Below are 25,244 nucleotides of genomic sequence, written 5' to 3'. Positions count from 1 at the left end.
CATCAGTCGGTCAGGAAGCGCGCCAGTGCCGAGGAGAGAACCGCCGGATCGGCGACGTGTGTCTGGCCCTCGATGATCAGGCGCTCGGCGTTGGGGATCGTCGCGGCGATCGCGTCGGCGGCCGCGTCGAAGAACCCGGGTTGCAACCCACCGGTATGGGGGTCTGGCACTCCGCCGGTGGCCACGAGGGTCGGCTGGGTGATCCGCGCCAGCCGCTCGGTCGGCGGCCGGCCGTCGCCAAGGCACGCCGCGTCATAGGCGAGTGTCGGCGCCAGCGCCTCCAGCCCCGGCCACAGCGGAGAGTTTCTCGCTCCGGCGATATCGTCCTCGGACGAGCCCGCCAGCCGCATGAACAGTTCGATCGCGTCGCCCCGTCGCCCTCCGCCGAGCGCGTGTTTCAGTTCGTTCACGTACTGCACGTAGTGTCCCTGGACGACGTCATCTGTCATGTATGGCACCTCGTAGACGGCGATCCTGTCGATAGGCAGCCCGGCAGCGGCCGCTTCCAGCGCGAGTGCGCCGCCGGAGGAGGCACCGAACAGCGAGGCCGGCCCGGCTGCCTCGGCGATCAACGCATCGATGTCCTCGATCTCGCGTTCGACGGCGTACGGGAGGGTGTCCGCGCTGGCGCCTCGGCCACGGCGGGCGTAGTTGAACACGGTGAACCGCGATGCCAGCTCAGCGGCGAGCGGCGCGTTCTCCGCGCCGTCGTCGAGACCCCCGCCGACCAGAATGACGGCCGGTCCCCGTCCCAGCCGTTCGTAGGCGATCGAGGTGCCGTCCTTCGATGTTGCGCGGTTCATCCTGACCATCCTTCGGGAAGCCGTTCCATGTGACTCCTACTCTAGGAGCGTCTACCGCGACTAGGCAAGTGAAAGCTATTGTTGGGGGATGCGAGGATACGACGATGCGTGCGGAATCGCCCGAGCGTTGGGCGCCGTCGGGGAGCGTTGGGCACTCCTGGTGGTGCGCGAGCTGATGTTCGGGCCGAAGCGATACATCGACCTGCGCCGTGGACTGCCCACCATGAGCGAGAACGTGTTGTCGCAACGTCTGCGCGAGCTGGAGCGGAGCGGTGTCCTCCTCCGCCGTCGGCTTGGACCGCCCAGCAGCGTATGGGTGTACGAGTTGACCGCCCGCGGGCGCGAACTCGAGCCCGTCCTGATCGCGTTGGCGCGTTGGGGGACCCGGGTTCCACTCGATGCCGCGATCACCGCAGATCTGAGCGTCGATGCGCTTGTCTTCGCGTTGAAAACCACCTTCGACGCGGAGACCGCGGGTGCGTTGAGGACGACGTGCCAGCTACGGCTCGGTGACGACCGCTTCCACGCCGATGTCGCCGACGGACAATTCCGGGTAGCACGCGGCGAGATCGACGACGTCGACGCCACCCTCACGGCATCCGCGTCGACGCTGCAGAGCCTGGTGTTCGGCGACCGGCCGCTGGCCGACGCCGAACAAGCCGGCGATGCCCTCATCGAGGGCAACCGCCGAGCCACCGAGCGCCTGCTCCGGTGCTTTCCGCGCACCGTCCCCTGCACGCCCACCTCGCCATAGCGGCACACGTGGGCCTGCCAACTCGATCAGCTGCACGGACGTGGTCGGCCGACAAGGACGGCGGCGGTCGTCGCCGAAACGGGCGTGGCGCCCGCCGGACGGATCCGGCGGGCGCCACGTGGCGTGCCTGTAACTCAGCGGCGGTCGCCGCTGCCGATCTCCCGGCGCTCGGGGCGCGGCTCGACCGGCGGGTGGCCGGGCGAGACCGGCGCCTCAGCCGGCTTCTCGATCGGGTAGAAGAAGCCCCGGATCGCCGGGCCGAGCGCGCCGAGCCGGTTCATCTTCTTCGGTACGACCCAGCCGACGTACTCCAGCTCGCTGTGGCCGTGCTCGTCGGTCGGGCCGAGCGGCTGGTGCACCTCCAGGAACTGCCCGTTCGGGAGCCGGCGGATGATGCCGGTCTCGACGCCGTGCGCGAGTACCTCCCGGTCGTGCTGCTGGAGCCCGAGGCAGATCCGGTAGGTGATGTAGTACGCCAGCGGCGGCACGATGATCAACCCGATCCGGCCCGCCCAGGTCATCGCGTTCAGGCTGATGAAGAACTTCTCCGCGATGACGTCGTTGGCCCCGGAGAGCGTCAGCACCACCCAGAAGGACACCGCCATGGCGCCCAGCGCCGTCCGGCCCGGTACGTCGCGGGGACGCTGGAGCAGGTGGTGGCTGCGGCGGTCCTTGTTGATCCGGGCCTCGATGAACGGGTAGAGCAATGGCACCACGGTCAGGATCCCGGGTAGCACCACGGTCGGCCAGAACAGTGGCGGGATCACGTAGCCGTCACCGATCGGGATGTAGATCTCCCACGGCGGCATCAACCGGGTGGATCCGTCGAGGAACATGACGTACCAGTCGGGCTGGCTCGCCGCCGAGACGACTCCCGCCTCGTACGGGCCGAAGAACCAGATCGGGTTGATCTGCACCAGGCCGCCGAGCAGAGCGATCACCCCGAAGATGATCATGAAGAAGGCGCCCTGCTTGATCGCGTAGCGCGGGAACATCCGTTCGCCGACCACGTTCGCGTTGGTCCGGCCGGGGCCGGGCCACTGGGTGTGCTTCTGCTTGAAGACCAGTCCGAGGTGCACGCTGATCAGGGCCACCAGCAGGGCGGGGATCAGCAGTACGTGCGCGATGAAGAACCGGCTGATGATGATCTCACCGGGGAACTCCCCGGCGAAGATCGACGAGGTCAGCCAGGTGCCGATGACCGGGATGGAGAGCATGATCGCGGAGGCGATCCGCAGGCCGGTGCCGGAGAGGCCGTCGTCCGGGAGCGAGTACCCGGTGAAGCCGGCCAGGAAGCCGACCCAGAAGAGCAGGTACCCGATGATCCAGTTCAGCTCGCGCGGCTTGCGGAACGCTCCGGTGAAGAAGATCCGCATCATGTGCACGATGATCGCGGCCATGAACAGCAGCGCAGACCAGTGGTGCATCTGCCGCATGATCAGGCCGCCGCGGATGTCGAACGAGATGTCCAGCGACGAGGAGTACGCGGCGGACATGTGGGTGCCCTGCAGCGGTCGGAAGCTGCCGTCGTAGACGACCTCGCGCATCGAGGGCTCGAAGAACAGCGTCAGGTAGACGCCGGTCAGCAACAGCACGATGAAGGAGAAGAGCGCGATCTCGCCCAGCAGGAACGACCAGTGGTCCGGGAAGACCTTGTTCAGCAGGGACCGCAGCGGGGTCGCTACGTGCAACCTGTCGTCGACCTCGCGGGCGGCCTTGCCGGGCACCGCCGCCATGTCCAACCTTCGGCGCTTCATGGCCGCTCCCAGAAGTCTGGCCCTACGGTCTCGGTGAAGTCGGACTTCGCCACGAAGAAGCCCCCCTCGACCGCGAGGGGCAGTTGGGGAAGTCGCCGGTTCGCCGGTCCGAAGATCGGGCGGGCGTTGTCGGTGATCAGGAACTGTGACTGGTGGCAGGGGCAGAGCAGGCGGTTGGTCTGCTGCTCGTAGAGGCTCGCCGGGCAGCCGGCGTGCGTGCAGATCTTGGAGTAGGCGATGTAGTTGCCCCACATGAAGTCCGGCTTGTCCTCCCGGAGGTTCGCCGCCTTCGCGTCGGCGGCGTCAGCCTCCCGCAGGTGGATCAGCAGGACCGGCGAGTCCGCGTACTTGTTGGTGGCGCCGCCCTCGATCCCGGGGTACACGGTGATCTGACCGCCGGGGCTGACGTCCTCCGGGCGTACCGGGGTGCCGTCGTGGTGGGCGAGGTGGATCAACCTGCCGTCCTGCGGCCGCCAGCCGGTGACGAACATCTGGTTGTTCTTGTGGGGTTGCTCGATCAGCCCGCCGATCAGCGGTGCCGCGGCGACCGCACCCACCGGGGCGAGGCCGGCCAGCAGCGAGACGCCCAGCAGCGGCCGGCGTCGTACGCCCATCTCGTCGGCCATGTAGAGCATCGTATTGCCGGTGAGCTTGCGCTCGTCCTCGTCGACGTGCTCGTCGTGCCGACCCTGGATCGACACCTCCTTGGGCAGGAGCTTCTTGCCCCAGGCGAGGAGACCGAAGCCGACCAGGAGCAGCGCGAGCCCGAGGGTGACGCCGAGCAGCGGGGTGTACAGCACCCCGATCCCGCTCTGGGACTCGTAGTCCCAGGGCCACCAGATGTAGATCGCCAGGAAGGCGGTCCCCAGGAGACCGACGAGGAGGAACATCAGGGTGATGGTCCGGGTCAACCGGCGCTCCGCCTTGGTGCCCGGTACCGGGAACTGCGACTCGTAGTGAACGATCTCGATGTCGTCTCGCCGGGCCCCCTCGAGGACGACGTCGAACCGGGACAACGTCCGGTCGTCCAGGTCGACCGGCGTCCGTCCGGCCCCGTGCGGCTGTCCGTCGTTGGCAGTGCTCATGACTTACCCGCAATCCACAGAGCAGCGAAGATCAGGGCTACCATGCCGACCAGGAAGATCACCAGCGCCTCGGTGGCCGGGCCGTAACGGCCGAGGTTGAACCCGCCGGGATCGTTGTCGGCCTGCACCGTCTCGTTCAGGTACGCGATGATGTCGGCCTTCTGCTCCGGCCGCAGCTGGTTGTCGCCGAAGACCGGCATGTTCTGCGGTCCGGTCAGCATCGCGGCGTAGATCTGCCGGTCGGTCGCGTCCCGCAGGCTCGGCGCGAACTTCCCGGACGAGAGGGCGCCGCCGCCACCGCCGTAGGCGTGGCAGGAGGAGCAGTTGATCCGGAACAGCCGGCCCCCCTCGGCCGCGTCCCCGCCACGGTGCAGGTTCTCGCCCTCGGGGAGCTGCGGCCCACCGCCCAGTTCCTGCACGTACTGCGCGAGCTGCTGGGTCTCTTCCTCGTTGAAGACCCGCGGCTTCGCCTCGGCCTGGGCCTCCTGCCGGGCCATCGGCATCCGGCCGGTGCCCACCTGGAACTCCACGGAGGCGGCGCCGACGCCGATCAGACTCGGCCCGCGCCCCTCGATGCCCTGTGCGTTGCGGCCATGGCAGCTCACACAGCTCGTGTCGAAGAGCGCCTTGCCCTCCTGCGCGGCCGAGGTGAGCTGCGGGGTGTCCTGCGCCGAGATGCCCGGTGCGAAGACGGTGTAGGCGCCGCCGGCCAGGATGAGTGCGGCCAGCAGCCGGACTGCGGCGCCCAGTCGACGACGCGCCTTGCCGCGCGGCCTCGACCGCGCGCGGCGAAGCCGCGGGAGCAGCCCGCGGGAGCGGTCGCCGCCGGGGGTGTCAGAAGTCATGGCCTGTGTCCTTAACGGTTTTCTCGACCTTGTCTCAGGGACGGGGCAACGGGGCGGAACGTGACAGCTCCAAGATCACTGAAGCCAGTAGATCATGCCGTAGAGCGCGAGCCAGACCACATCGACGAAGTGCCAGTAGTAGGAGACGACGATCGCCGAGGTGGCCTGTGCCGGGGTGAACCGGCCCATGGTCGTCCGGATCATGAAGATGATGAAGGCGATCAGGCCGCCGCTCACGTGCAGCGCGTGGAAGCCGGTGGTCAGGTAGAAGACCGACCCGTACCCGTCGCCGTTGATCTTCACGCCGTGGCTCACCAGCTCGCGGTACTCGTTGAGCTGACCGAGGACGAAGACCAGGCCCATCAGGAACGTGATCGTGAACCAGCGACGCAGTGCGTGCACGTCACCCCGCTCGGCGGCGAAGACCCCGATCTGGCAGGTGACCGAGGAGAGCACCAGGATCACCGTGAAGGTCGTCGCGTACGGGATGTTGAGCACCTCGGTGTGCTTCTCCCACTGCTCGGGCGCTGCCGCCCGGATGGAGAAGTACATCGCGAAGAGCGCCGCGAAGAACATGAGTTCGCTCGAGAGCCACACGATCGTCCCGACGCTGACCATGTTGGGTCGGGTCAGCGAGTGGATCCGGCTCTTGTCAATGGCTGAGGCCGCAGTCACGCGGTCATTATTGCCCCTGACCGGCATCGGCGATCCTCGGGGTGGCCCAACTGCCTCGTCGGACGGGGTGACGTCCCCCGCCCGGTTGGTCTGGCCTAGCCTGAAAACGTGCTGCACCTCGATCCCGGTACCGCCTCGGCGGTGCCCCCGGCACCGGCCGTTCTCGCCGGTGGGGGCACCGAGACGGCACCGTTCACCGTCTCGACCATCTTCACCGAGGCGACGCTGAACAGCTGGCTCGCCGTCGTCCTGGTGCTGGCCGCCGCCTGCTACCTGTACGGCGTGCACCGGCTGCGGGTGCGCGGGCACTCCTGGCCGGTGTCGCGCACCGTGTTCTTCCTCGGGCCGGGGCTGGGCGGGATCGCCTCGGTGACGCTCACCGGGCTGGGCGCGTACGACACCACCCTGCTGTCGGTACACATGATCCAGCACATGGTGCTGTCGATGGTCGCGCCGATCTTCCTCGCGCTGGGTGCCCCGGTGACGCTGGCGCTGCGTACCCTCGGCAAGGCGCCCCGGCGGCGGCTGCTCGCCGTGCTGCACAGCCGGGTGGCGAAGGTCCTCTCCTTCCCGCTCTACGCCTACGCGATCTTCGTGATCAACCCGTTCGTGCTGTACTTCTCCGGGCTCTACCGGCTGACCCTGGAGAACCCGTTCGTCCACGAGGCGGTGCACGCGCACTTCATCCTCACCGGCTGCCTCTTCTTCTGGCCGCTGATCGGGCTCGACCCGCTGCCGGGCCGCTGGCCGTACCCGGCCCGGGCGCTGCTGATGGTGCTCTCGGTGCCGTTCCACACCGTGCTCGGGCTCACAGTCATGCAGAGCAGCACGCTCTTCGGCGGCGACTGGTACCCGTCCCTGGGGCTGACCTGGTCCGATCCGTGGAGCGACCAGGAGGTCGCCGGCGGCATCCTCTGGGCCGGTGGCGAGTTCGTCAGCGTCACGATGCTCGCCGTGCTGGTGGTGCAGTGGGTGCGGCAGTCCGAGCGGGAGGCCCGCCGGATGGACCGGGAGTTGGACCGCCAGGAGGCCCGGGAGCGCGCCGCCGGCACCCCGGTGTAACGGCCCGGGCCGGGGCGACGTCCGGCGCGGCGGACGTCCCGGGATTCGGGCGGTGCCACCCCCGGAGGCCGGGCGGGCCGGTCGGGGCCCGGAGCCGACCGGTACGATCGGCGGGCAGCTACGAGGTGGGAGCCCAGCGACCGATGAGCGATCGTCAATTCACCGTCCTGCTCTACAGCGACGACCCGGAGGTCCGCGACCGGATGCGGCTCGCGGTCGGCACCCGGCCGGCGGCCGACCTGACCGTCGAGTTCGTCGACGCGGCCAGCTACGACGAGTGCATCCGGCTGGTCGACGACTACGAGATCGACCTGCTGCTGCTCGACGGCGAGGCGACCCCGGCCGGCGGGCTCGGCATCGCCCGGCAGATCAAGGACGACCGGGAGGACGCCCCGCCCACCTGCGTCGTGATCGCCCGCGCCGCCGACCGCTGGCTCGCGGCCTACGCCGAGGTCGACGCCACCCTGGTGCACCCGCTCGACCCGGTGACCACCGGCCAGACCGTGGCCGCCCTGCTCCGCGCCCGCGCCGACGGGGCGGGCGCCCGCTCCTAGGGCTCCGGGAACCGCACAGCACACACCCGCCAACCACCCGCCCCGCCCGGGAGGCCCGCATGGGGGAACGGACCTGGCCCAACCTCCTCGCCGCGCTGCTGCGCGCCGAGGAGCTCTCCACCGCCGACACCGCGTGGGCGATGGGGGAGATCATGTCGGGGTCGGCCACCCCGGTGCAGATCGCCGGGTTCGCCACGGCGCTGCGGGCCAAGGGGGAGACCCCGGTCGAACTGGCCGGCCTGGTCGAGGCGATGCTGGACCGGGCGACCCTGGTGGAGCTGCCCGAGCCGCTGCGGGCCGACGCCGTGGACGTGGTCGGCACCGGTGGTGACCGGGCGCACACCGTCAACATCTCCACCATGACCGCGATGGTGGTGGCCGGCGCCGGGGTGCGCGTCGTCAAGCACGGCAACCGGGCCGCCTCCTCCACCTGCGGGGCCGCGGATCTGCTCGAGTTCCTCGGTGTACCGCTCGACCTGGGGCCGACCGGGGTGGCCCGGTGCGTGACCGAGGTCGGCATCGGGTTCTGTTTCGCCGCCCGGTTCCACCCCGGCATGCGGCACACCGCCGTGCCCCGACGCGAGATGGGTGTGCCGACGGTCTTCAACTTCCTCGGCCCGCTGACCAACCCCGCCCGACCCCGGTCCGGCGCGGTGGGGTGTTTCGACCCCCGGATGGCTCCGGTGATGGCCGAGGTCTTCGCCCGGCGTGACGACTCGGTGCTGGTGATGCGTGGCGAGGACGGGCTGGACGAGTTCAGCACCGCCGCGCCGACCCGGCTGTGGATCGCGCACCAGGGCGGGGTCACCGAGACGGTGGTCGATGCCGCCGACCTCGACCTGCCCCGCTCGGCGCCCGGCGACCTGCGCGGTGGCGACGCCGCCTTCAACGCCGACGTGACCCGCCGGCTGCTGGCCGGCGAGCGTGGCCCGGTCCGGGACGCGGTGCTGGTCAACGCCGCTGCCGCACTGGCGGCGAAGGGCGGGTTCGCCGGCGGGCTGCTGCCGGCCCTGCGGGACGGGCTGGTCCGGGCGGCCGAGTCGATCGACTCCGGCGCCGCCGCCCGTACCCTCGACGGCTGGGTCGAGGTCGCCAAGGCCGCCAGGGCCGACGAACTGTAGCGGCCCGCGCGGGCCCTCCCGGGCGCGGCCACCCCGGCGGTACCGGTCCCGGGCGCGGCCTACCCGGCGGATCGACCCACAAACGCGGCGTCCGGTTCGCCCCCGGGTGCCGGTCGGGCGGGGCGTGTCGGACCTGGCCGATCTCGGCTGCCCTGGGTCCGCGTGCGATCGGGTCAACCGGGTATCCCCGAAGTTCAACGACGGAGGGGGGAACAACATGTTGGTCGTCAAACGCTTGGGTGTGCTCGTCTCGATGGCGCTGCTCGGCCTCGTACCGGCGGGTGCCGCGTACGGCGCCGCCGTGGCACCGTCGGGGACGCCGTCGGCCACGCCGTCCGCTTCGCTGTCGGCGCAGGACAAACAGTTCCTGCAGTCGATCCACCAGGTGAACCTCGCGGAGATCGCGACCGGCAACCTGGCCAAGCAGAAGGGGGCGAACCAGGAGGTCAAGGACCTCGGCGGTCGGTTCGTGACGGATCACACCCAGCTCGACCAGAAGGTGCAGAGCGTCGCCTCGGCGGCGTCCCTGACCCTGCCGAACAAGGTGACCAGCGAGCAGCAGGCGGTCATCAATCAGTTGCAGAACGTCACTGGTGCGGACTTCGACACGCAGTGGGTCACCGCCCAGCTGACCGCACACACCCAGGCGATGCAACTGGTGCAGGCCGAGCTGACCCAGGGTTCCGACCCGTCGGCCAAGCAGGTGGCGCAGCAGGCGGCTCCGGTGCTCCAGGCGCACCACCACGCGCTGGTGGCGTTGGCCCAGAGCCTGGGCATCCCGATCCCGGGTGGCACCACGGTGGCACCGAGTCCGGGAGTCAGCTCCGGCGCTCCGTCGCCGGGTGGCACGGTGACGCCGAGCCCGACCATCAGCTAGCCTGCCGCCGCACCGCGGCGGCATGACGGGTCCTCCGGTCACTACTGCTCCGGGGGGCCCGTCGCCGCGCGACCGTGGCTACCGGCCGGGTCGGACCGCGAGGCTACCGGGGCGGCAGCTCCGCGACGAACGCCGCCACCCGGGCGGCGATCGGCGCCGACGCGCGTACCCAGGTGAAGTGGTCGAGTCGGATACCGCTCTCGGCGACGGTGTGCCGGGTACGCCGGATCGGCGCGGCGACCAGCTTGTCGCAGAGGTAGTCGAGAGTCTCGTGCGGGGTGTACTGGTCGTGGTCGACGCTGACCGCCAGCACGGGGGTACGGACCTGCCGGACGGCCGCCTCGGCATCCACCCCGTCGAGCCGGGGAAACCGCCCCGTCCGGGCCGCGTACGCCCAGTCCCGGATCACCCCGCGCGCCTGCCGGCCGCCGAAGCCCCATCCCGGCCAGTAGCCGAGGACGGCCGCGCAGCCGTGCACCAACTGGCTGCCGGTGAGGACCGCGAGGCGACGGTGGCCCGGATACGTCCGCCAGTACGGCAGTCCGACCGCGACCAGGGCCAGCCCGTCGACCTGCGTCGTGGGGTCGAGCGCCAGGTGCAGCAGTGCGGCCTGCCCGCCGAGTGAGTGCCCGAGCAGGATTCGGGTCCGGCCGTCGAGCCGTGGCTTGAGGCTCTCCAGCACCGCGCCGACGTCACCGGCCAGCTCGGCGTAGCCGTATCGGGAGGCGCGGCTCGGTGCCGGGGTGCTGGCGCCGGTGCCCCGCAGGTCGGCCACGACCACGGCGAGGCCGGCGCTGCGGAGGGCGGCGGCGAACGGCGCGTAGTAGCTGGCCCGTACCCCCATCGCCGGCCAGACCACCACGACCGGCGCCTCCGGTGCGCCGACCGGGTCCGGGTAGTTGCGCAGCGCGATCCGGCCCCCGTCGCGGTCGACGAAGGACTCCTCGTACTCCGGCGTCGGATTCTGGTCCGGGGTCCGGTTCTGGTCCGGCCTGCTGGTCATCCGGTGAGCCTACCCACTGACGTTACTGGCGGGTAGCCTCCGTCCGGCTCCAGCGTCGCGACGCCGGTCAGTCCGGGTCGGGGAGGCCGATCGCAAAGGCCTCCTCCAGGTCGTGCTGGGAGTACGCCCGGAAGGCGATGTGCGACTCGGTGCCGACCACGCCCGGCACCTTCGAGATCCGTCCCGCGATCACCTCGGCGATCTGTTCGAACTCGCGTACCCGGACGATCGCGATCAGGTCGACGTGACCGGCGACCGAGTAGACCTCGCTGACGCCGGGCACTGCGGCCAGCGCCTCGGCCACCTCGGGGATCGAGTCGGTGGCGCAGTCGATCAGGACGATCGCGGTGATCACCGGGGTACTCCTCTCGTCGGCGTGCTCGCCGGCACGATCCCGCGCCAGGTGGCGCGGATGCGCTGCGGCTGCCCGCCCATGCTAGAGCGGTGTCGGCAGCCGGGTCGCGATCAGGGTCTGCCGGCAGGACCGTCAGGATGGCGGTGGGAGGCCGGGGTCCGCCGCCGGGGGTCCGGGTCTGCCGCCGGGACGGTCAGGGCGGCACCGACCCGTACCGCGTCGGTCAGGTGCTCGTCCGGCCGGACCAGGCCGCCGGGCCAGACCACACACCGCTCGACGCTGCCCCGGACCACCGCACCGGCGCCGACCACCGCCAGCCGGTGCTCGCCGGTCACCTCGGCGGTCGGGTCGACCAGGCTGCCGCCGCCCGCCGCGTGCAGGTTCGCCGCCAGGTAGTCGGCGGGCGTGCCGGTGTCGAGGTACCGGCCGGGGAACTCCACCACCTCCAGCTCGCCGGCCGACTCGGCGGGGCGCCAGACGGTGCGTACCAGTTCCGCCGGCTCGACCGGCAGGTCGCGGATCCGGGCCCAGGGCAGCAGCGAGAAGCCGGCGAACCGGTGCCGGCCGAAGTCGCCGGGGCGGGGCGGCCCGTCGACCGGTCGGCCGAGCAGTCGTACGGTCGTGCCGTCCCAGCCGGCGAGCAGCGCGGCGATGTCGGGTCCGGGTGGCCTGCCGGGCGCGGCCAGATAGGCGTCGGCGTTTCCGACGAGTACGCCCCGGCCGTCGATCCAGTTCCGCAGGTTGGCCACCCCGCCGGAGGTGCCGAGCGGGTCACCGGGCTCGACCGAGAGCGCAGCCCGGCCGCCCACGTGCCGGACCACCTGGTCACCCAGGTAGCAGGCGTTCACCGCGACGGTCGCCGGAGTGTCGAGGCCGAGCGCCGCCAGCCGGCCGAGCGCCCGATCCAGCAGCGGCACGTTCCCCACCGGACAGAGCGCCTTCGGCAGGTGTTCGGTCAGCGGGCGCAACCGCCGGCCCTCCCCGGCGGCCAGCACCACGGCGCAGACCTCGACCCGGACCCCGAGCGCACCGGCATCACGGGCGCCGGCCCCGAGCGTGTCGGCTCCGAGCCGGTCGGTCCCGAGCTGGTCGGTCATGATCCGGGCCGGACCGGGGGTTGTGGTCACGATGGCGGTGGGGTGCCGGCCGGGTCGGTCTCGGCGAGGGGGCCGATCCGGTAGTGGGCCAGCAGCCGGGCGGTGGCGGTGCTGAGCGGAGGCAGTTCGTCGAGCGGGTGCCAGGCGGCCTCGTACACCTCGGCACCGTCGACCACCAGTTCGGTGGTCGAGGCCGGGACGCGTACCTCGAAGACCATGTCCACCCAGCCCTTGACGTGTACCACCGCGTTCGGCACGGCCGGCTGGAACTCCGTCAGCGGCAGCTCGATGCCGGTCTCCTCGTGCAGCTCCCGGGCGGCGCCGACCAGCGGCGCCTCGCGGCGCTGGAGCAGTCCGGCCGGGAGCGTCCATCCGCGACCCGGCGGCTGACGCAGCAGTAGGATCCGGCCCGGGGCCGGTGCCTCGGCGTCGTGCACCAGGGTGACCGCGCCGACGATGTACTTCGGCACCGCCAGTCGGACCAACCGGCGGCGCACCCCGAGGGGCAGACGGTAGAAGATCTTGTAGCCGACGGCGCGCGTCGGTGAGCGGTGGGAGATCACCGGACCAGGCTAGTGCGGTGTCCGGGCCCGGCGCGCGACCCGCGCACCCGGTTCACTCCTGGTGGTCCACCATCGCGATCAGCTGCTCGACCACGGCGTCCGGCTCGACCGTCCGGTCGACCACCGCGACCAGCAGGGTCTCCAGGTCGGGATAGCCCTGCTCCTCGGCCAGCCGGCGCAGCGGCAGGTCGTTGGCGAGCCCCCGGTCGTGCTTGCGCAGCGTCAGCCCGATGGTGGCCCGGCCCAGCCGAACCTTGTCGGAGATCGAGATCGCCGGCTCCTGGTGATCGGCGAACCAGCGGTTGATCTGCATCTGCGCGTGCGGTGACTTGACGAAGCCGAGCCACTCCTTGCGCGGCCCGGGTGGTGCGACCGCCAGGTCGAACTCGCCCTGCGCGTCGGTCTCGCTGAAGATCTCGACCACGTCGCCCTCGTCCAGTTCGGACGAGAGCGGGGCCAGCCGACCATTGATCTTCGCGGCGAGGCAGTGGTCGCCGCGGTGCGGGCCCAACTCGTACGCCAGATCGACCGGGGTCGAGCCGGCCGGCAGGACGATCTGCCGCCCCTCGGCGAAGACCTGGATCTGGGCCTCGGCGAGATCGCAGCGCAGCGACTGGAGGAACTGCGCCGGATCGGCGGTGTCCCGCTCCCAGTTGAGTACCCGCTGCAACCAGTCGAGCTGCTCCGGGCTGCCCGCGGCGTCGACGCCCGGCCTGGGGAAGCGGAAGTGGGCGGCGACGCCGTACTCGGCGGACTGGTCCATCGTCCTGGTCCGGATCAGCACCTCGACGATCCGCTCGTTCGGCCCGATCACCGTGGTGTGCAGGGACTTGTAGAGGTTGTTTTTCGGCGCGGCGATGTAGTCCTTGAACCGCCCGGCGACCGGCCGCCAGAGCCCGTGGATCGAGCCGAGCGCGGCGTAGCAGTCGGTGTCCGGGCCGTCCACCACGATGGCGATCCGGGGCAGGTCGAACGGGGTGGTCTGGTCCCGGGCGACGGTGTCCTTCCAGATCGAGTAGTAGTGCCGGTCCCGGCGCCGGACGGTGGAGACGATCTTGTCGCGCCGGAGCACCACCTTGGCCTGGCCCACCACGTCGTCCAGATAGCCGGCCCAGTCCGGCCGGTTGTTCACGTACTCGTCGATCCGGGCGTACGCCTCGGGTTCGAGGTGGCGCAGCACGGCGTCGTCCAGGTCGCGTTTCAACGCCTGGATGCCGAGCCGGTCGCAGAGCGGGACCAGCACCTCCTGGGTGGCTCGGGCGATCCGGGCCCGGGAGGCCAGCGAGCGGGCGTCGAGGGTACGCATGTTGTGCAGCCGGTCCGCGAGCTTGATGATCAGCACCCGGACGTCCTTGCCCGCCGCCACGATCATCTTGCGGATCGTCTCGGCCTCGGCGGCCTTGCCGTAGAACGCCTTGTCGAACTTGGTCACCCCGTCGACCAGGTGTGCCACCTCGCGTCCGAAGTCACCGGTGAGCGCCTGGAGGGTGTAGCGGGTGTCCTCCACGGTGTCGTGCAGCAGGGCGGCGACCAGCGTGACGGTGTCCATTCCCAACTCGGCGCAGAGCTGCGCCACCGCCAGCGGATGGGTGATGTACGGCTCGCCACTCTTGCGGAACTGCCCCCGGTGCATGCTCTCGGCAATGGCGTAGCTGCGGCGCAGCACTCCGACATCGGCGCTGGGGTGCACACTGCGGTGGGCCCGGACCAGCTGGGTCACCGGGTCGTCCTCAGCGGACGGCCAGGACAGCAACGAGCGCAGCCGCCGGCTCAGCGTGATCTCCGGCGGGCGGGCGCTTCCGAAGGCAGCGCCGTGACCGGCCTCGAGGTTCACGCGGAGCCACCTCCTCACTCGCCGCCGCGTCCGGTGCCGACGGACGCGCCGGGACGCCGGTGCGAACGCAAGCCCCGAAATCGGGCAGGACTGCACTTCTCTAACAGCCTAAAGGAGTGAAGGTCGTCCGATCGGTCACTTGCCTATGTGCGTTCGGTCGGGAGTTGTCGCGACGACGCCGCCTCGGCCCGGGCCAGCAGGTCACGGAACCGCCCCGCGCCCCTGGCCGGGGAGGCCCAACCGGCGGAGGCCGCCACCAGTCGGGTCTCCGGGCGCTCCAACCAGGACAGGATGCGTTCGGACTCCTCGGCGGTGGCGTTCGGGACCGGGCCGTGTCCGGGCAGCACCGTCTCGGCGGTGGCCCGGACCAGGTCGAGCACGCCCCGGGGCGGTACGCCCGGGGCGGCGGTGCCGGCCCCGGCGAGCCGGCCGTGCCGGATCACCGCGATCTCCCAACCGCCGTCGGCGGCCCGCCGGGCGGCGGCCAGCTCGCCGATGCTGGTCAGCCCGACCAGGCGTTGCATCCGGACGGTGGCCCGGAGCACCGCCGCCAGCCTGCTCCGGACCACCGCCGCCTCCTCGTAGCGCCGGGCGTCCGAGAGCACCCCGATCCGGGCCAGCAGCGCGTCGACCAGCACCTGCGGGTCGTCCGTCAGGGCGGAGCGGACCGGCTCGACCGCGCGGTGCGCGTACTCCTCGACCGAGATCCGGTGTTCGCAGGGTGCCGGGCAGCGACCCAGCTCGGCCAGCGCGCAGGCCGGGCTGGTGCTGCGCACCGAGAGCCGGGGGGTGCACTGGCGCAGCGGCACCGCGTCGTGCACCCCGGCGGCGGCCAGCTCCGCCGAGCGGCGCGAACCGAACGGGCCGAGATAGGCGGCGTCGTCCGGGCCCAGCGATCGGACCAGGGACAACCGCGGGTACGGCTCCGAGGTCAACTTGAGCCAGACCATCCGCTCCGGAAACTTCGACCGGCGATTGTACGGCGGTGCGTGCGCCGCGATCAGCCGCAACTCCCGTACCTCCGCCTCCAGCGGATGGGCGCACTCGACCGCCTCCACCCGCTCGGCGGCGGCCAGCATCTCCGAGATGCGGGCCCGCTTCTCGGCGGCGGTGAAGTAGCTGCGGACCCGGGTGGCGATGTCGCCGGAGGTGCCGACGTAGAGCGGCCGATCGTCGGCGGCTCGGAAGATGTAGACCCCGGGCACCCTGGGCAGCCCCTCGGCCAGGTGTCGCTTGCGGCGCTGGGTCGGAGTGACCGCCTTGGCGAACTCGATCGCCTCGCCCAGGGTCTCGACCCGGTGCCCGCCGAGCCGGGCGATCAGCCCGTGCAGCACGTCCACGGTGGCGTGCGCGTCGGCCAGCGCCCGGTGGGTCGGCTGGTGCGGGGTGCGGAAGTAGGCCGCCAGGGTGCCGAGCTTGCGGTTGGGCACCTCGTCCCGGGTGAGCACCCGGCGGGCCAGCGCCGCCGTGTCCAGCACCCGGGGGTTCGGCCAGGTGTAGCCGTGCCGGGCGCAGGCGGCCTTGAGGAAACCCACGTCGTACGGGGCGTTGTGCGCGACCAGCACCGCACCCCGGAGGAACTCCAGCAGGCTGGGCAGCACCTCCTCGACCGGCGGGGCGGGCAGCAGCATCGCCTGGGTGATCCCGGTCAGCACCGTGATGAACGGCGGAATCGGCTCACCCGGGTTGACCAGGGTGGCCAGCACCCCCAACTCCTCGCCGCCGCGCACCTTGACCGCGCCGATCTCGGTGATCCCGCCGCCGTCCGGGGCGCCCCCGGTGGTCTCCAGGTCGAGCACCACGAAGGTGGTCTGGCGCAGTGACGTCGCCTCGTCGGACCAGCCGTCCGCGCCGGGAGTGCCGTCCGGCAGGCCGTCCAGAGTGCCCTGGACATATTGAGGTGAGACCACGGCGGGCAGGCTAGGTGGCACGTACGACACTTCCGTATCATCCGTACCACTCGTTACCGGGGCCGACGGGCCGAGATCATCTGAGGTGTTGGGCGATCGGTAGGGTGTCGGTGGGAGACTGGCGGCATGCCCCGCGCCGAACCGTCCGACGACCGCCTCCCGGAGGAGGCGGCGCAGCCTGCGCGCGTCGAGCGTGCTGGCGATCCCGGGCGGGACGGCGGCATCGACGTGCCGCGTCCGGCCGAAGCCGGCACCGACCCGACCGATCCGGAGCGGGCCGGCGGGGATTCAGCTGACCGGACGCGGGCCGACGGGGAGCCGGGTGACCGGGAGCCGGAGCCGACGCTGCCGGAGCCGGTCCGGGCCCGGATCGTCAGCCTGGCCGCTGCCGCACTGCCGACGCTGCCCTCCGACGAACTGCCGCCGCCGCTGCGCCGGGTCGCCAAGTTCGCGCCGAACCGGCGGGCCCGGCTCGGCGGCGGGCCGATCGCCACCCAGCTCGCCGCCGATCCGCTGTTCCGGCAGCGGGTCGCCAGCCGGGTGCTCGCCGAGGCCGGCGAACTGGGATCCGTGGTGGTCTCCGGTGCGAGCCCGGCCGCCGCCGATCCGGTGGAGGTGGCCGCGCTCGCCTACCTGACCCGACCGCCGGGCTGGCGTGATCTGGTCGAGGACGCCGGTGCGGCGGTCCGGGCCGAGGTGGACAGCGCGGTCGTGGCCGAACTGGTCCGGGAGGCCGAGCAGCGGGCGACCCGGGCCGAGCACGACCGCGCGGTGGCGAAGGTCGAGGCCGACAAGCTGCGCGACGAGGTGGCCCGGCTCCGGGAGGAGTTGGGCCAGCTCCGCGAGGAGAACCGGGTGCTCGGTCGGACGCTGCGGGAGACCCAGGCCCAGCAGCGACGGGCGGCCGAGCTGCTGGCGACGGAGAAGGGCCGGGCCAGCCGGGCGGCGGCCGATCACGAGGCGGAGCTGCGCCGGGTACGTGCCCGGTTGGCCGAGGCCGAGGCGACCGCCGGCGCGGTGCGGCAGACCGCCAAGGAGGCCCGCTCGGTGGACGACGCCCGGCTCTGGCTGTTGCTGGAGACGATCGGTCGGGCCGCCGTCGGGCTGCGCCGGGAACTGGCCCTCGATCCGGCCGACCGGCTGCCGGCCGACTACGTCGCCGACACGTTCGCCGAGCGTCCGGCCACGGCCAACTCGGCCCGGGCGCTGGACGCCGACGACCCGGCCCGGCTGGACGAACTGCTGGCGCTGCCCCGGGCACACCTGCTGGTCGACGGCTACAACGTCACCAAGCGCGGCTTCGGGGACATGTCCCTGGAGCAGCAGCGCAAGCGCCTGATCACCGGGCTGGGCGGCATCGCGGCGCAGACCGGTGACGAGGTGACGGTCGTCTTCGACGGTGCCGAGCGGGTGCACGGGCTGCCGCCCGCGCCGCGCGGGGTGAGGGTGCTGTTCTCCCGGAAGGGCGAGACCGCCGACGACCTGATCCGCCGGCTGGTCCGGGCCGAGCCGGCCGGCCGGCCGGTCGTGGTGGTCTCCTCCGACCGCGAGGTCGCCGACGGGGTGCGTCGGCACGGCGCCTATCCGCTCGGTGCGGACTCTCTGCTGCGCCGGCTCGCCCGTTCCTGAGCGGTCGCGCGGAACCCGCCCGCCTCTTTGTCCGTTGATCATCCGGATGGGGGCGTTGGGTGGCAACGGCGGTTTTGTCGTACCCCCGTTCTAGCGTCGGTGTCACGGATGGTGGCCAGGTCATGACACCACCGTCCCCGGTTGCTGTGAGGAGTGCGCAGATGCTCATCGACTGCGACAGTTGCCCCCTGCGGGGCGCGGCCTGTTCCGGGTGCCTGGTGAGTGCCCTGCTGGACCAGCCGCCCGGGCAGGCCGCGCTGACCGCCGACGAGATGCACGCGATCGAGGTCTTCACCCGGGCCGGCTTCGACGTCGAGATCCTGGACGCCCCGGTCTCGGCGCCTACCCGGCTCGCCAGCCGGCGTCGGCGCAGACGGGTCGCGTAGGCCGTCGGCCGACTCCGCCCCGCGTCGCCGGCCAGGTGGCCCCGACCTCGGCCTGTTCGAGTCGGCCGGGGATGGTCGACCCGGCCGAGGGTCCCGGCGTCCGGTCCGGCATAGGATTGGCCCCGCGATCGGGCCGGCGAAGGGCGGAGCGGATGACCGAGCGGGTACGGACGGCGACATGACGCCGCGGGCCTGGGCCGGGCTGACCCTCGTCGCCCTCGTCGTGCTGCTCGTCGCCGCCACCGCGCTGCTGGTGCCGTGGCACCGCCCGCCCGCCCCCCGCGCCGACCAACTCGCCGCGCTGGACGAGCTGGACCCGGCCGATGTCGCCCGGGGGCGGTCCTTCGGCGCGGCGCTGCGCCCGGGTGGCTACGGCGCCCTGGTCGTCGGGCTGGTGATCGCCCTGCTACTCGGCCTCACCCCGCTGGGCGCGAAGCTGGTCGCCCTGGTCGGGCGCCCCTTCGGCGACAACTGGATCGCCCAGGCCGTGCTCGGTGGTCTGGCCGTGGTGCTGGTGGCCGACCTGGTCACCCTGCCGTTCGCCGCCTGGCGGCATGCGGTGGTGGCCCGCTACGGGCTCGCCACCCAGGGCTGGGGGGGCTGGACGGTCGACCTGCTCAAGTCGTACGCGGTCAGCGCCGTGATCGGCGCGGTGGCGCTGCTCGGTTTCTACACGGTGACCCGGCTGGCCCCGAGCTGGTGGTGGGCGTTCGGGGCGGCCGGCGCGGCGGTGCTGGTCACGCTCCTCTCCTTCGTACTGCCGGTGCTGGTGGAGCCGATCTTCAACCGGTTTACCCCGATGGAGCCGGGGCCGCTGCGCACCGAGTTGATGACGTTGGCCGACGCCGACGGCGTACCGGTGAAGGACGTGCTGGTCGCGGACGCGTCGCGGCGGACCCGGGCGGTCAACGCGTACGTCTCCGGGTTCGGGCCGACCCGACGGATCGTCGTCTACGACACCCTGCTGCGGGAGGCGCCGCCGGCCGAGGTGGCCGCCGTGGTCGCGCACGAGCTGGGCCACGCCAAGGACCGGGACGTGCTGACCGGCACCCTCACCGGCGCGCTCGGCGCGGCGGCGGCGGTCGTCGCGCTCTATCTGCTCGGCTCCTCGGGGGCGCTGCTGCGGGCCGCCGGAGTCGACTCGGTGGCCGAGCCACGAGCGTTTCCGCTGCTGCTCGCCCTGGTGACGGTGGCCGGCCTGCTGGCGGCACCGGCCCAGGCCTGGGTCTCCCGGCAGGTCGAGGCGCGGGCCGACGCGCACGCCCTGGCGCTGACCAATGATCCGGCGTCCTTCGAGGCGATGCAGCGGCGGCTCTCCAGCGTCAACCTCGCCGACCCCGATCCGCCCCGGTGGGAGTACCTCTTCCGGGCGAGTCACCCATCCACAGTGGAGCGCATGGCCGCGGCCCGCGCGTACGCCCGAGGAGCCGGCGGTTGACCAGGACTCTGCTCGTCACCAACGACTTTCCGCCGCGGCCCGGTGGCATCCAGTCCTTCGTGCACGGCCTCGCGGTCCGGCAGCCGGCCGGATCGGTGGTGGTCTACGCCTCCACCTGGCGCGGCGCCGACAAGTTCGACGCCGACCAGCCGTTCGAGGTGGTCCGCGAACCGACCGGCGTGCTGCTGCCGACCCGGCGCGTCGCCCGGCGGGCGGCGGAGCTGGCCCGGGCGTACGACTGCGACACCGTCTGGTTCGGCGCGGCGGCCCCGTTGGGGCTGCTCGCCGCCGGGCTGCGCCGCCGGACCGGCATCGCCCGGGCGGTGGCGCAGACCCACGGGCACGAGGTCGGCTGGGCGGCGCTGCCGGGTGCCCGTGCGGCGCTGCGTCGGATCGGTGACGGCGTCGACGTCACCACCTATCTGGGGGAGTACACGCGCGTCCGGCTGGACCGGGTGCTGCGCGGCCGCACCGAGCTGCGCCGGCTGGCTCCCGGGGTGGACGTGGACGTCTACCACCCGGACGTGGACGGGTCCGAGGTGCGCGCCCGGCACGGCCTCGCCGACCGGCCGGTGGTGGTCTGCGTCTCCCGGCTGGTGCCGCGCAAGGGGCAGGACGCGCTGATCCGGGCATGGGCGGAGATCCGTCGCCGGGTGCCGGGGGCGGCGCTGCTCGTGGTCGGCGGTGGGCCGTACCGGGGGACGCTGGAGAAGCTCGCCCGTCGGGCCGGAGTCGCCGCCGACGTGGTCTTCACCGGTTCGGTGCCGACCGCCGAACTGCCGGCGCACTACGCGGCCGGAGACGTCTACGCGATGCCGTGCCGCACCCGCAACGGCGGGCTCGACATGGAGGGTCTGGGCATCGTCTATCTGGAGGCGTCCGCTACCGGGCTGCCGGTGGTGGCCGGGAACTCCGGCGGCGCTCCGGACGCGGTCCGGGAGGGCGAGACCGGGTACGTCGTCGACGGCCGGAACGTCGGCCAGCTCGCCGACCGGGTGGCGAGGCTGCTCGCCGACCCGGAGCTGGCCCGCCGGATGGGTGCCGCCGGCCGCGCCTGGGTGGAACGGGAGTGGCGCTGGGAGCGGCAGGCGCGACGGATGACGGAGCTGCTGGCCGGCTGACATCGCTCGGGCTGGGTGCCGTCAGCCGGGGCCGATGGTGCCGGGTGGGGTGCCGGGCCAGGTCAGCGGCGTACCGCTGGCACCGGACCGGCACTCCGGCCGGTGGTCAGAACTTCGGGGCGTCCGGTGCTTCGAGCAGGCCCAGCCGGAGTGCGGTCATCAGGGCCTGGGCCCGGTTGGCCGCGCCGAGCTTCTCGTAGAGCTTCGAGATGTGCGTCTTGGCCGTCGACTCGCTGACGAAGAGCTGCTTGGCGATGCCGGCGACACTCATCCCGTCGGCCAGCAGGCGCAGCACCTGCCCCTCCCGCGGCGAGAGCTGCGGACCGGACGGGGCGAGCCGGCGCTTCATCGCCTCGGCCAGGTCGGCGGCGGTGAACGCACTCGGCGAGGAGGCCGCGTGCCGGGCGGCGGCGACGACCTCGTCGGCGGGGGCGGTCTTCGGTACGAAGGCGCTGGCGCCGGCCTCGAGGGCGCCGAAGAGCTGGTCGTCGCCCGCGTACATGGTGAGCACCACGATTCCCATGGTGGCGCTGGACTTGCGAAGGGCCCGGGTCGCCTCCAGTCCACTGCCGTCGGGAAGTCGGAGATCCATGATCACTACATCGGGTTGCAGGGCGCCGGCCTGGCGGACCCCCTCGGCGGCGGTGGCGGCCTCGCCGACGACCTCGAACTGCCGATCCCGCTCGAACGCGTGCCGCAGGCCCTTACGGATCAGGTCGTGATCGTCGACGAGCAGGACCTTGGTCCGAGTGGTCGGCGTGGGGCTGGTGGTCATGCTCGGGTTACTCCCCTTCTGATGCGGTGACGCTATCGCGCACGTTATCGCGCCGGGGCGAGGTTCCGAGCACCACTGCCACCGTCGTGCCGCTGGGGTGTCGCGGACTGATCTCTAGCCGGCCCCGGATACGTTCCGCCCTCTCCGCCATGATCGCAAGACCATACCTGCCATCGGGCCGCTGGTCAGCAATGCCCTGACCATCATCCGACACTTCAATCTGGGCGAATGGGGGATCCACGGCACAGGTCACCCAAAGGTTCGACGCTCCGGCGTGCTTGCGGGCGTTCGTGATCGCCTCCTGCGCGATGCGCAGCAGCTCCGCCTCGGTGGCCGCCGGCAGCCGGGCGGTGGACTCGTCGAGGGTGTAGTGCACGCGCAGACCGGCGGAGGCACCGACGGTGCGGGCGTACTCGGCGATGGCGGCGGCGAGCCCGCCGTGCCGGTCGACCTCGCTGCGCAGCTCGAAGAGGCTCAGCCGCAACTCGGTGATCACCCGGGTCACCTCACCACGCAGGGCGCGGAGCTCCTCGCCGGTCTCTCTGGCCTCCTCCGGGAGGCTGGCCAGGGCGTTGTCGATGCCGTAGCCGACCATCACCAGTTCCTGGGCCACCCCGTCATGGATCTCCCGGGCCAGTCGCTGCCGCTCCTCGTTGGTGGCCAGCGACCGTACCTCGTCGAAGAGGAGCGCGGCCTCCAGCCGCAGCGCCGCCGGGCGGGTCAGCGCGGTGACCCGGGCCACCACCGGTGGCGGATAGGCGCCTGCCACGTCGGCCTCCAGGGTCACCAGGCCGACCGTGCGGACCCCGGCGACCAGCGGTACGACCAGTGCGGACACCTCGCCGCCGGGGTGCGAGCGGGCCTGCGACCGGTGTGCCGTCTGGGGCTGCTGGCTCGCCCAGGCGTCCGCGATGGCCGAGTCGGCGTCCAGCGTCGTCTCCCAGTCGACCCGGTCCGCACCGGCCTGGGCGAGCACGACCAGCCGGCCGCCCCCGCTGGCGGAGAGCACCGCCGCCCGGTCCGCCCGGGTGACCCCGCGCAACTCCTCGATCAGGTGCTCGGAGATGCTGCCCGGATCAAGAGTGGCTCCGGGTAGCTGTCGAGCGACGCTGCGTAACTGGGTCAGCAGTCGGGTCGCCTCGGTGTAGGGCTGCGGCCGGGGCTCTTGGCGGGCCTGGACCATCCGTTGCAGGGAACCCGCCGCGAAGAGACCGAGCGCGGCCAGGATCACCCACTGGGCGGCCACGGTCAGATATCCGACCTGGCTGATCTGCGGCCCGCCGTCGCCGGTCGTGAGGGCGCCGCTGGTGATCAGGGTCACCGCGGCGACCACGACCAGCGCGATGCCCTCCCGGACCCGCCGCTGCAGGGCCGCCACGGTGAGCGGTACGGCGAGGTAGGGCAGGATCGCCGAGGCTCCGACCCCGGGCATCGGGGTACCGATGTGCGCCGCGGCGGCGATCTGGCCGGCGGCCAGGCCCACCAGGACGACCTCGGCGAACCGGCCGAGCGGGGCCAGTATCCGGTGTCGGGGGGCGACCAGCGCGGGGATGCCGGCGACGGCGAGCAGGGCGACCCAGCGCAGTTGCCCGGGCTCCCGGGTGGCGATCAGGGTGAGCACCGCGACGAGCGCGAGCATGACGACCCGCGCCGCCGCCGCGAGCGGGTGCGGACGGGGAAGACCGGTGGTCGAGGCGGGCACCTGACGGATGGTAGTCAGTCGCCGTATATCCCGGCGATTTCCGTCGAGTATGTCTGTTCCACGACGCGGCGCTTGACCTTCATCGACGGGGTCAACTCGCCGGTCGCCTCCGTGAAGTCCCGGGGAAGGATCCGGAACTGCCGGACCGACTCGGCCCGGGACACCGCCTGGTTCGCCTCGTCCACGGCAGCCTGGATCTCGGCGCGCAGCTCCGGGTCGTCCCGGAGTTCCCCGATCGGCGTACCGTCCGGGCGGCCGCGCTCGCGCAGCCAGCCCGGCAGCGCCTCCTCGTCGACGGTGACGAGCGCGGCGACGAAGGGCCGCCGGTCGCCGACCACCATGCACTGGCTGACCAGCCGGTGCGCCCGGATCCGGTCCTCCAGTACGGCCGGGGCGACGTTCTTGCCGTTGGCCGTGACGATGATCTCCTTCTTCCGCCCGGTGATGGTGAGGAAGCCGTCGTTGTCCAGCTCGCCCAGGTCACCGCTGTGGAACCAGCCGTCCGGGGCGAGCACCTCGGCGCTCGCCTCGGGGTTGTTCCAGTAGCCCTGGAAGACCACGTCACCGGAGATCAGGATCTCGCCGTCGTCGGCGATCCGGATGGTCACCCCCGGCAGGGGCCGGCCGACGGTGCCGATCCGGGTGGCGCCGGGCAGGTTCACCGCCACGGCCGGGGAGGTCTCGGTCAGGCCGTACCCCTCGTAGACCAGCACCCCGACGCCCCGGAAGAAGTGCGCGAGCCGGGCGCCGAGCGGGGCTCCGCCGGAGATCGCGTTCTGGCAGCGCCCGCCGAGCGCGGCCCGGAGCTTGCGGTAGACCAGCCGGTCGAAGACCCGGTGCCGCAGCCGTAGCCCCAGGCCCGGCCCGGACGGGGTGTCCAGGGCCTGGCTGTACGCGACTGCCACCTGCTCGGCGCTGGCGAAGATCTTGCCCTTGCCCTCGTCGGTCGCCTTCTGCACCGCGCCGGTGTAGACCTTCTCGAAGACCCGGGGTACCGAGAGCACGAAGGTCGGTCTGAACCCCTGCAGTTCGTCGACGAGTCTCTTCGGGTCGGAGCAGTGCGCCATGGTGGCCCGGGCGTGGACCGCGCCGAGCTGGATCAGCCGGGCGAACGAGTGCGCCAGCGGCAGGAAGAGCAGTGTCGAGGCGCCCTCGTTGAAGAGGTTCGGCAGCACCGGGATGGCGTTGCGGATGTCGGAGAGCAGGTTCCGGTGGGTCAGTACGCAGCCCTTGGGGCGCCCGGTGGTGCCGCTGGTGTAGATGATGGTGGCGATGTCGGCCGCCCCGACCCCCTGGCGCCGCACGTCGACCTCGGCCGGGTCGACCCGTTCGCCGAGCGCCACCAGCTCGTCGAGGCCGCCGACCTCGATCTGCCAGACCTGCTCCAGCTTCGGCAGTTGGTCCCGGACCCCGGCCAGCGCCATCGCGTGCCCGTTGGTCTCCAGCACGCAGGCCACGGCCCCGGAGTCGGAGAGGATCCAGTTGATCTGTTCCGGGCTGGAGGTGTCGTAGATCGGCACGGTCACCCCGCCGGCCGCCCAGATCGCGTAGTCGACCAGGGTCCACTCGTACCGGGTGCGGCTCATCAGGCCGACCCGGTCGCCCGGGTTGATCCCGGCGGCGATCAGCCCTCGGGCCAGGGCGACCACCTCGTCGCGGAACTGCCGGCAGGTCACGTCGGTCCAGCCGGCCCGCGGGCCGGCGGCGTCGACGGCCCGCCGGGCGAACTGCACGGTGTCCGGGGACTCCTCGGCGTTGTCCCAGACCGGGTCGGTGAGGTTGGCCGCGTCCCCGACCGTGACCACTGGGGGAACCGAGAACTCGCGCACCTGCACTCCCTCGTGCTCGTAGCGATTCGGCCAGCTTGGCCGGTCGGACTACCCGCAACCTACCTTCGA

23 protein-coding genes are annotated in these 25,244 nt (G+C 72.1%); 9 read left to right on the top strand and 14 right to left on the bottom strand.

What is annotated here, in order from left to right:
• Positions 1–2: 2 nt before the first annotated feature.
• Positions 3–803, bottom strand: a complete 801-nt coding sequence (locus EV371_RS03620; RefSeq protein ID WP_130460787.1) for an alpha/beta hydrolase — start codon at positions 801–803, stop codon at positions 3–5.
• An 88-nt stretch (positions 804–891) separates the two neighbouring features.
• Here EV371_RS03620 and EV371_RS03615 point away from each other — a divergent pair, with 88 nt between their 5' ends.
• Positions 892–1,557 carry a winged helix-turn-helix transcriptional regulator gene (locus tag EV371_RS03615; protein WP_207230393.1) on the top strand — a complete coding sequence of 222 codons (666 nt, stop codon included), beginning with the start codon at positions 892–894 and terminating at the stop codon, positions 1,555–1,557.
• Between the two features lie 134 nt (positions 1,558–1,691).
• Here EV371_RS03615 and qcrB read toward each other — a convergent pair whose 3' ends face one another.
• The 4 genes from qcrB to ctaE all read right to left on the bottom strand — a co-directional run bounded on the left by qcrB (position 1,692) and on the right by ctaE (position 5,919).
• A complete protein-coding gene (gene qcrB, locus EV371_RS03610; protein ID WP_130460786.1) occupies positions 1,692–3,314 on the bottom strand; it encodes a cytochrome bc1 complex cytochrome b subunit in 1,623 nt (540 codons plus the stop codon).
• The gene (qcrA, locus tag EV371_RS03605; protein ID WP_130460785.1) at positions 3,311–4,399 is read right to left on the bottom strand and encodes a cytochrome bc1 complex Rieske iron-sulfur subunit; all 1,089 of its coding nucleotides are present in this window, start codon (positions 4,397–4,399) and stop codon (positions 3,311–3,313) included. Before qcrA ends, qcrB begins: the two co-directional genes overlap by 4 nt.
• The gene (gene qcrC / locus EV371_RS03600) at positions 4,396–5,244 is read right to left on the bottom strand and encodes a cytochrome bc1 complex diheme cytochrome c subunit (protein WP_130460784.1); all 849 of its coding nucleotides are present in this window, start codon (positions 5,242–5,244) and stop codon (positions 4,396–4,398) included. Before qcrC ends, qcrA begins: the two co-directional genes overlap by 4 nt.
• A gap of 75 nt (positions 5,245–5,319) precedes the next feature.
• Positions 5,320–5,919, bottom strand: a complete 600-nt coding sequence (ctaE, locus tag EV371_RS03595; protein ID WP_207230392.1) for an aa3-type cytochrome oxidase subunit III — start codon at positions 5,917–5,919, stop codon at positions 5,320–5,322.
• A 108-nt stretch (positions 5,920–6,027) separates the two neighbouring features.
• Between ctaE and EV371_RS03590 the strand changes: the two genes are divergently transcribed.
• The 4 genes from EV371_RS03590 to EV371_RS03575 all read left to right on the top strand — a co-directional run bounded on the left by EV371_RS03590 (position 6,028) and on the right by EV371_RS03575 (position 9,533).
• Entirely contained in the window at positions 6,028–6,981 is a 954-nt protein-coding gene (locus tag EV371_RS03590; protein WP_130460783.1) for a cytochrome c oxidase assembly protein, read from the top strand.
• A 143-nt stretch (positions 6,982–7,124) separates the two neighbouring features.
• Positions 7,125–7,535 (top strand): response regulator, encoded by a 411-nt coding sequence (locus EV371_RS03585; protein WP_130460782.1) that lies wholly within the window; start codon positions 7,125–7,127, stop codon positions 7,533–7,535.
• Positions 7,536–7,594: 59 nt separating this feature from the next.
• Positions 7,595–8,656 carry an anthranilate phosphoribosyltransferase gene (gene trpD / locus EV371_RS03580; RefSeq protein WP_130460781.1) on the top strand — a complete coding sequence of 354 codons (1,062 nt, stop codon included), beginning with the start codon at positions 7,595–7,597 and terminating at the stop codon, positions 8,654–8,656.
• Between the two features lie 217 nt (positions 8,657–8,873).
• Positions 8,874–9,533, top strand: a complete 660-nt coding sequence (locus EV371_RS03575) for a DUF4142 domain-containing protein (RefSeq protein ID WP_130460780.1) — start codon at positions 8,874–8,876, stop codon at positions 9,531–9,533.
• Between the two features lie 103 nt (positions 9,534–9,636).
• Here EV371_RS03575 and EV371_RS03570 read toward each other — a convergent pair whose 3' ends face one another.
• The 6 genes from EV371_RS03570 to EV371_RS03545 form a co-directional block, all read right to left on the bottom strand.
• Complete coding sequence (locus tag EV371_RS03570) at positions 9,637–10,536, bottom strand: alpha/beta fold hydrolase (protein ID WP_130460779.1); 900 nt, start codon at positions 10,534–10,536, stop codon at positions 9,637–9,639.
• Between the two features lie 67 nt (positions 10,537–10,603).
• A complete protein-coding gene (locus EV371_RS03565) occupies positions 10,604–10,891 on the bottom strand; it encodes an Lrp/AsnC ligand binding domain-containing protein (protein ID WP_130460778.1) in 288 nt (95 codons plus the stop codon).
• Positions 10,892–11,001: 110 nt separating this feature from the next.
• Positions 11,002–12,018 (bottom strand): nucleotidyltransferase family protein, encoded by a 1,017-nt coding sequence (locus EV371_RS03560; RefSeq protein ID WP_486484464.1) that lies wholly within the window; start codon positions 12,016–12,018, stop codon positions 11,002–11,004.
• Positions 12,015–12,551: an NUDIX hydrolase gene (locus EV371_RS03555; RefSeq protein ID WP_486484463.1), complete on the bottom strand. Its 537-nt coding sequence runs from the start codon at positions 12,549–12,551 to the stop codon at positions 12,015–12,017. Before EV371_RS03555 ends, EV371_RS03560 begins: the two co-directional genes overlap by 4 nt.
• Positions 12,552–12,603: 52 nt before the next feature.
• Positions 12,604–14,385, bottom strand: a complete 1,782-nt coding sequence (locus EV371_RS03550; protein ID WP_130460777.1) for an HD domain-containing protein — start codon at positions 14,383–14,385, stop codon at positions 12,604–12,606.
• A 143-nt stretch (positions 14,386–14,528) separates the two neighbouring features.
• Positions 14,529–16,295, bottom strand: coding sequence for a DEDD exonuclease domain-containing protein (locus EV371_RS03545; protein ID WP_130460776.1), 1,767 nt, complete (start codon positions 16,293–16,295; stop codon positions 14,529–14,531).
• Between the two features lie 126 nt (positions 16,296–16,421).
• Between EV371_RS03545 and EV371_RS03540 the strand changes: the two genes are divergently transcribed.
• From EV371_RS03540 to EV371_RS03525, 4 genes are all read left to right on the top strand, one after another.
• Positions 16,422–17,924 (top strand): NYN domain-containing protein, encoded by a 1,503-nt coding sequence (locus tag EV371_RS03540; protein WP_130460775.1) that lies wholly within the window; start codon positions 16,422–16,424, stop codon positions 17,922–17,924.
• Between the two features lie 161 nt (positions 17,925–18,085).
• On the top strand, positions 18,086–18,310 hold the full coding sequence (locus EV371_RS03535; protein ID WP_130460774.1) for a hypothetical protein: 225 nt from the start codon (positions 18,086–18,088) through the stop codon (positions 18,308–18,310).
• Positions 18,311–18,488: 178 nt separating this feature from the next.
• Positions 18,489–19,748, top strand: a complete 1,260-nt coding sequence (locus tag EV371_RS03530) for a M48 family metallopeptidase (RefSeq protein ID WP_130460773.1) — start codon at positions 18,489–18,491, stop codon at positions 19,746–19,748.
• Positions 19,745–20,869 (top strand): glycosyltransferase family 4 protein, encoded by a 1,125-nt coding sequence (locus EV371_RS03525; protein WP_130460772.1) that lies wholly within the window; start codon positions 19,745–19,747, stop codon positions 20,867–20,869. The genes EV371_RS03530 and EV371_RS03525 overlap by 4 nt, the downstream gene beginning before the upstream one ends.
• Positions 20,870–20,975: 106 nt before the next feature.
• Here EV371_RS03525 and EV371_RS03520 read toward each other — a convergent pair whose 3' ends face one another.
• The 3 genes from EV371_RS03520 to EV371_RS03510 are packed head-to-tail and all read right to left on the bottom strand — an operon-like array spanning position 20,976 to position 25,175.
• Positions 20,976–21,644: a response regulator transcription factor gene (locus EV371_RS03520; RefSeq protein WP_130460771.1), complete on the bottom strand. Its 669-nt coding sequence runs from the start codon at positions 21,642–21,644 to the stop codon at positions 20,976–20,978.
• Between the two features lie 7 nt (positions 21,645–21,651).
• On the bottom strand, positions 21,652–23,346 hold the full coding sequence (locus EV371_RS03515) for a histidine kinase (protein ID WP_130460770.1): 1,695 nt from the start codon (positions 23,344–23,346) through the stop codon (positions 21,652–21,654).
• Positions 23,347–23,360: 14 nt separating this feature from the next.
• Positions 23,361–25,175, bottom strand: coding sequence for an AMP-binding protein (locus EV371_RS03510; RefSeq protein WP_130460769.1), 1,815 nt, complete (start codon positions 25,173–25,175; stop codon positions 23,361–23,363).
• Between the last annotated feature and the right edge of the window lie 69 nt (positions 25,176–25,244).

It is taken from the genome of Plantactinospora sp. CNZ321, from assembly GCF_004217235.1.
The sequence above is the reverse complement of the archived record's forward strand: the minus strand, read 5'-3'. Positions and strand labels throughout refer to the sequence as shown.

Bases quoted from the DNA above. Each gene is read 5' to 3' on its own strand.
- EV371_RS03620 (WP_130460787.1), bottom strand. From the start codon at position 803: ATGAACCGCGCAACATCGAAGGACGGCACCTCGATCGCCTACGAACGG.
- EV371_RS03615 (WP_207230393.1), top strand. From the start codon at position 892: ATGCGAGGATACGACGATGCGTGCGGAATCGCCCGAGCGTTGGGCGCC.
- qcrB (WP_130460786.1), bottom strand. From the start codon at position 3,314: ATGAAGCGCCGAAGGTTGGACATGGCGGCGGTGCCCGGCAAGGCCGCC.
- qcrA (WP_130460785.1), bottom strand. From the start codon at position 4,399: ATGAGCACTGCCAACGACGGACAGCCGCACGGGGCCGGACGGACGCCG.
- qcrC (WP_130460784.1), bottom strand. From the start codon at position 5,244: ATGACTTCTGACACCCCCGGCGGCGACCGCTCCCGCGGGCTGCTCCCG.
- EV371_RS03585 (WP_130460782.1), top strand. From the start codon at position 7,125: ATGAGCGATCGTCAATTCACCGTCCTGCTCTACAGCGACGACCCGGAG.
- trpD (WP_130460781.1), top strand. From the start codon at position 7,595: ATGGGGGAACGGACCTGGCCCAACCTCCTCGCCGCGCTGCTGCGCGCC.
- EV371_RS03575 (WP_130460780.1), top strand. From the start codon at position 8,874: ATGTTGGTCGTCAAACGCTTGGGTGTGCTCGTCTCGATGGCGCTGCTC.
- EV371_RS03570 (WP_130460779.1), bottom strand. From the start codon at position 10,536: ATGACCAGCAGGCCGGACCAGAACCGGACCCCGGACCAGAATCCGACG.
- EV371_RS03540 (WP_130460775.1), top strand. From the start codon at position 16,422: ATGCCCCGCGCCGAACCGTCCGACGACCGCCTCCCGGAGGAGGCGGCG.
- EV371_RS03535 (WP_130460774.1), top strand. From the start codon at position 18,086: ATGCTCATCGACTGCGACAGTTGCCCCCTGCGGGGCGCGGCCTGTTCC.
- EV371_RS03530 (WP_130460773.1), top strand. From the start codon at position 18,489: ATGACGCCGCGGGCCTGGGCCGGGCTGACCCTCGTCGCCCTCGTCGTG.
- EV371_RS03520 (WP_130460771.1), bottom strand. From the start codon at position 21,644: ATGACCACCAGCCCCACGCCGACCACTCGGACCAAGGTCCTGCTCGTC.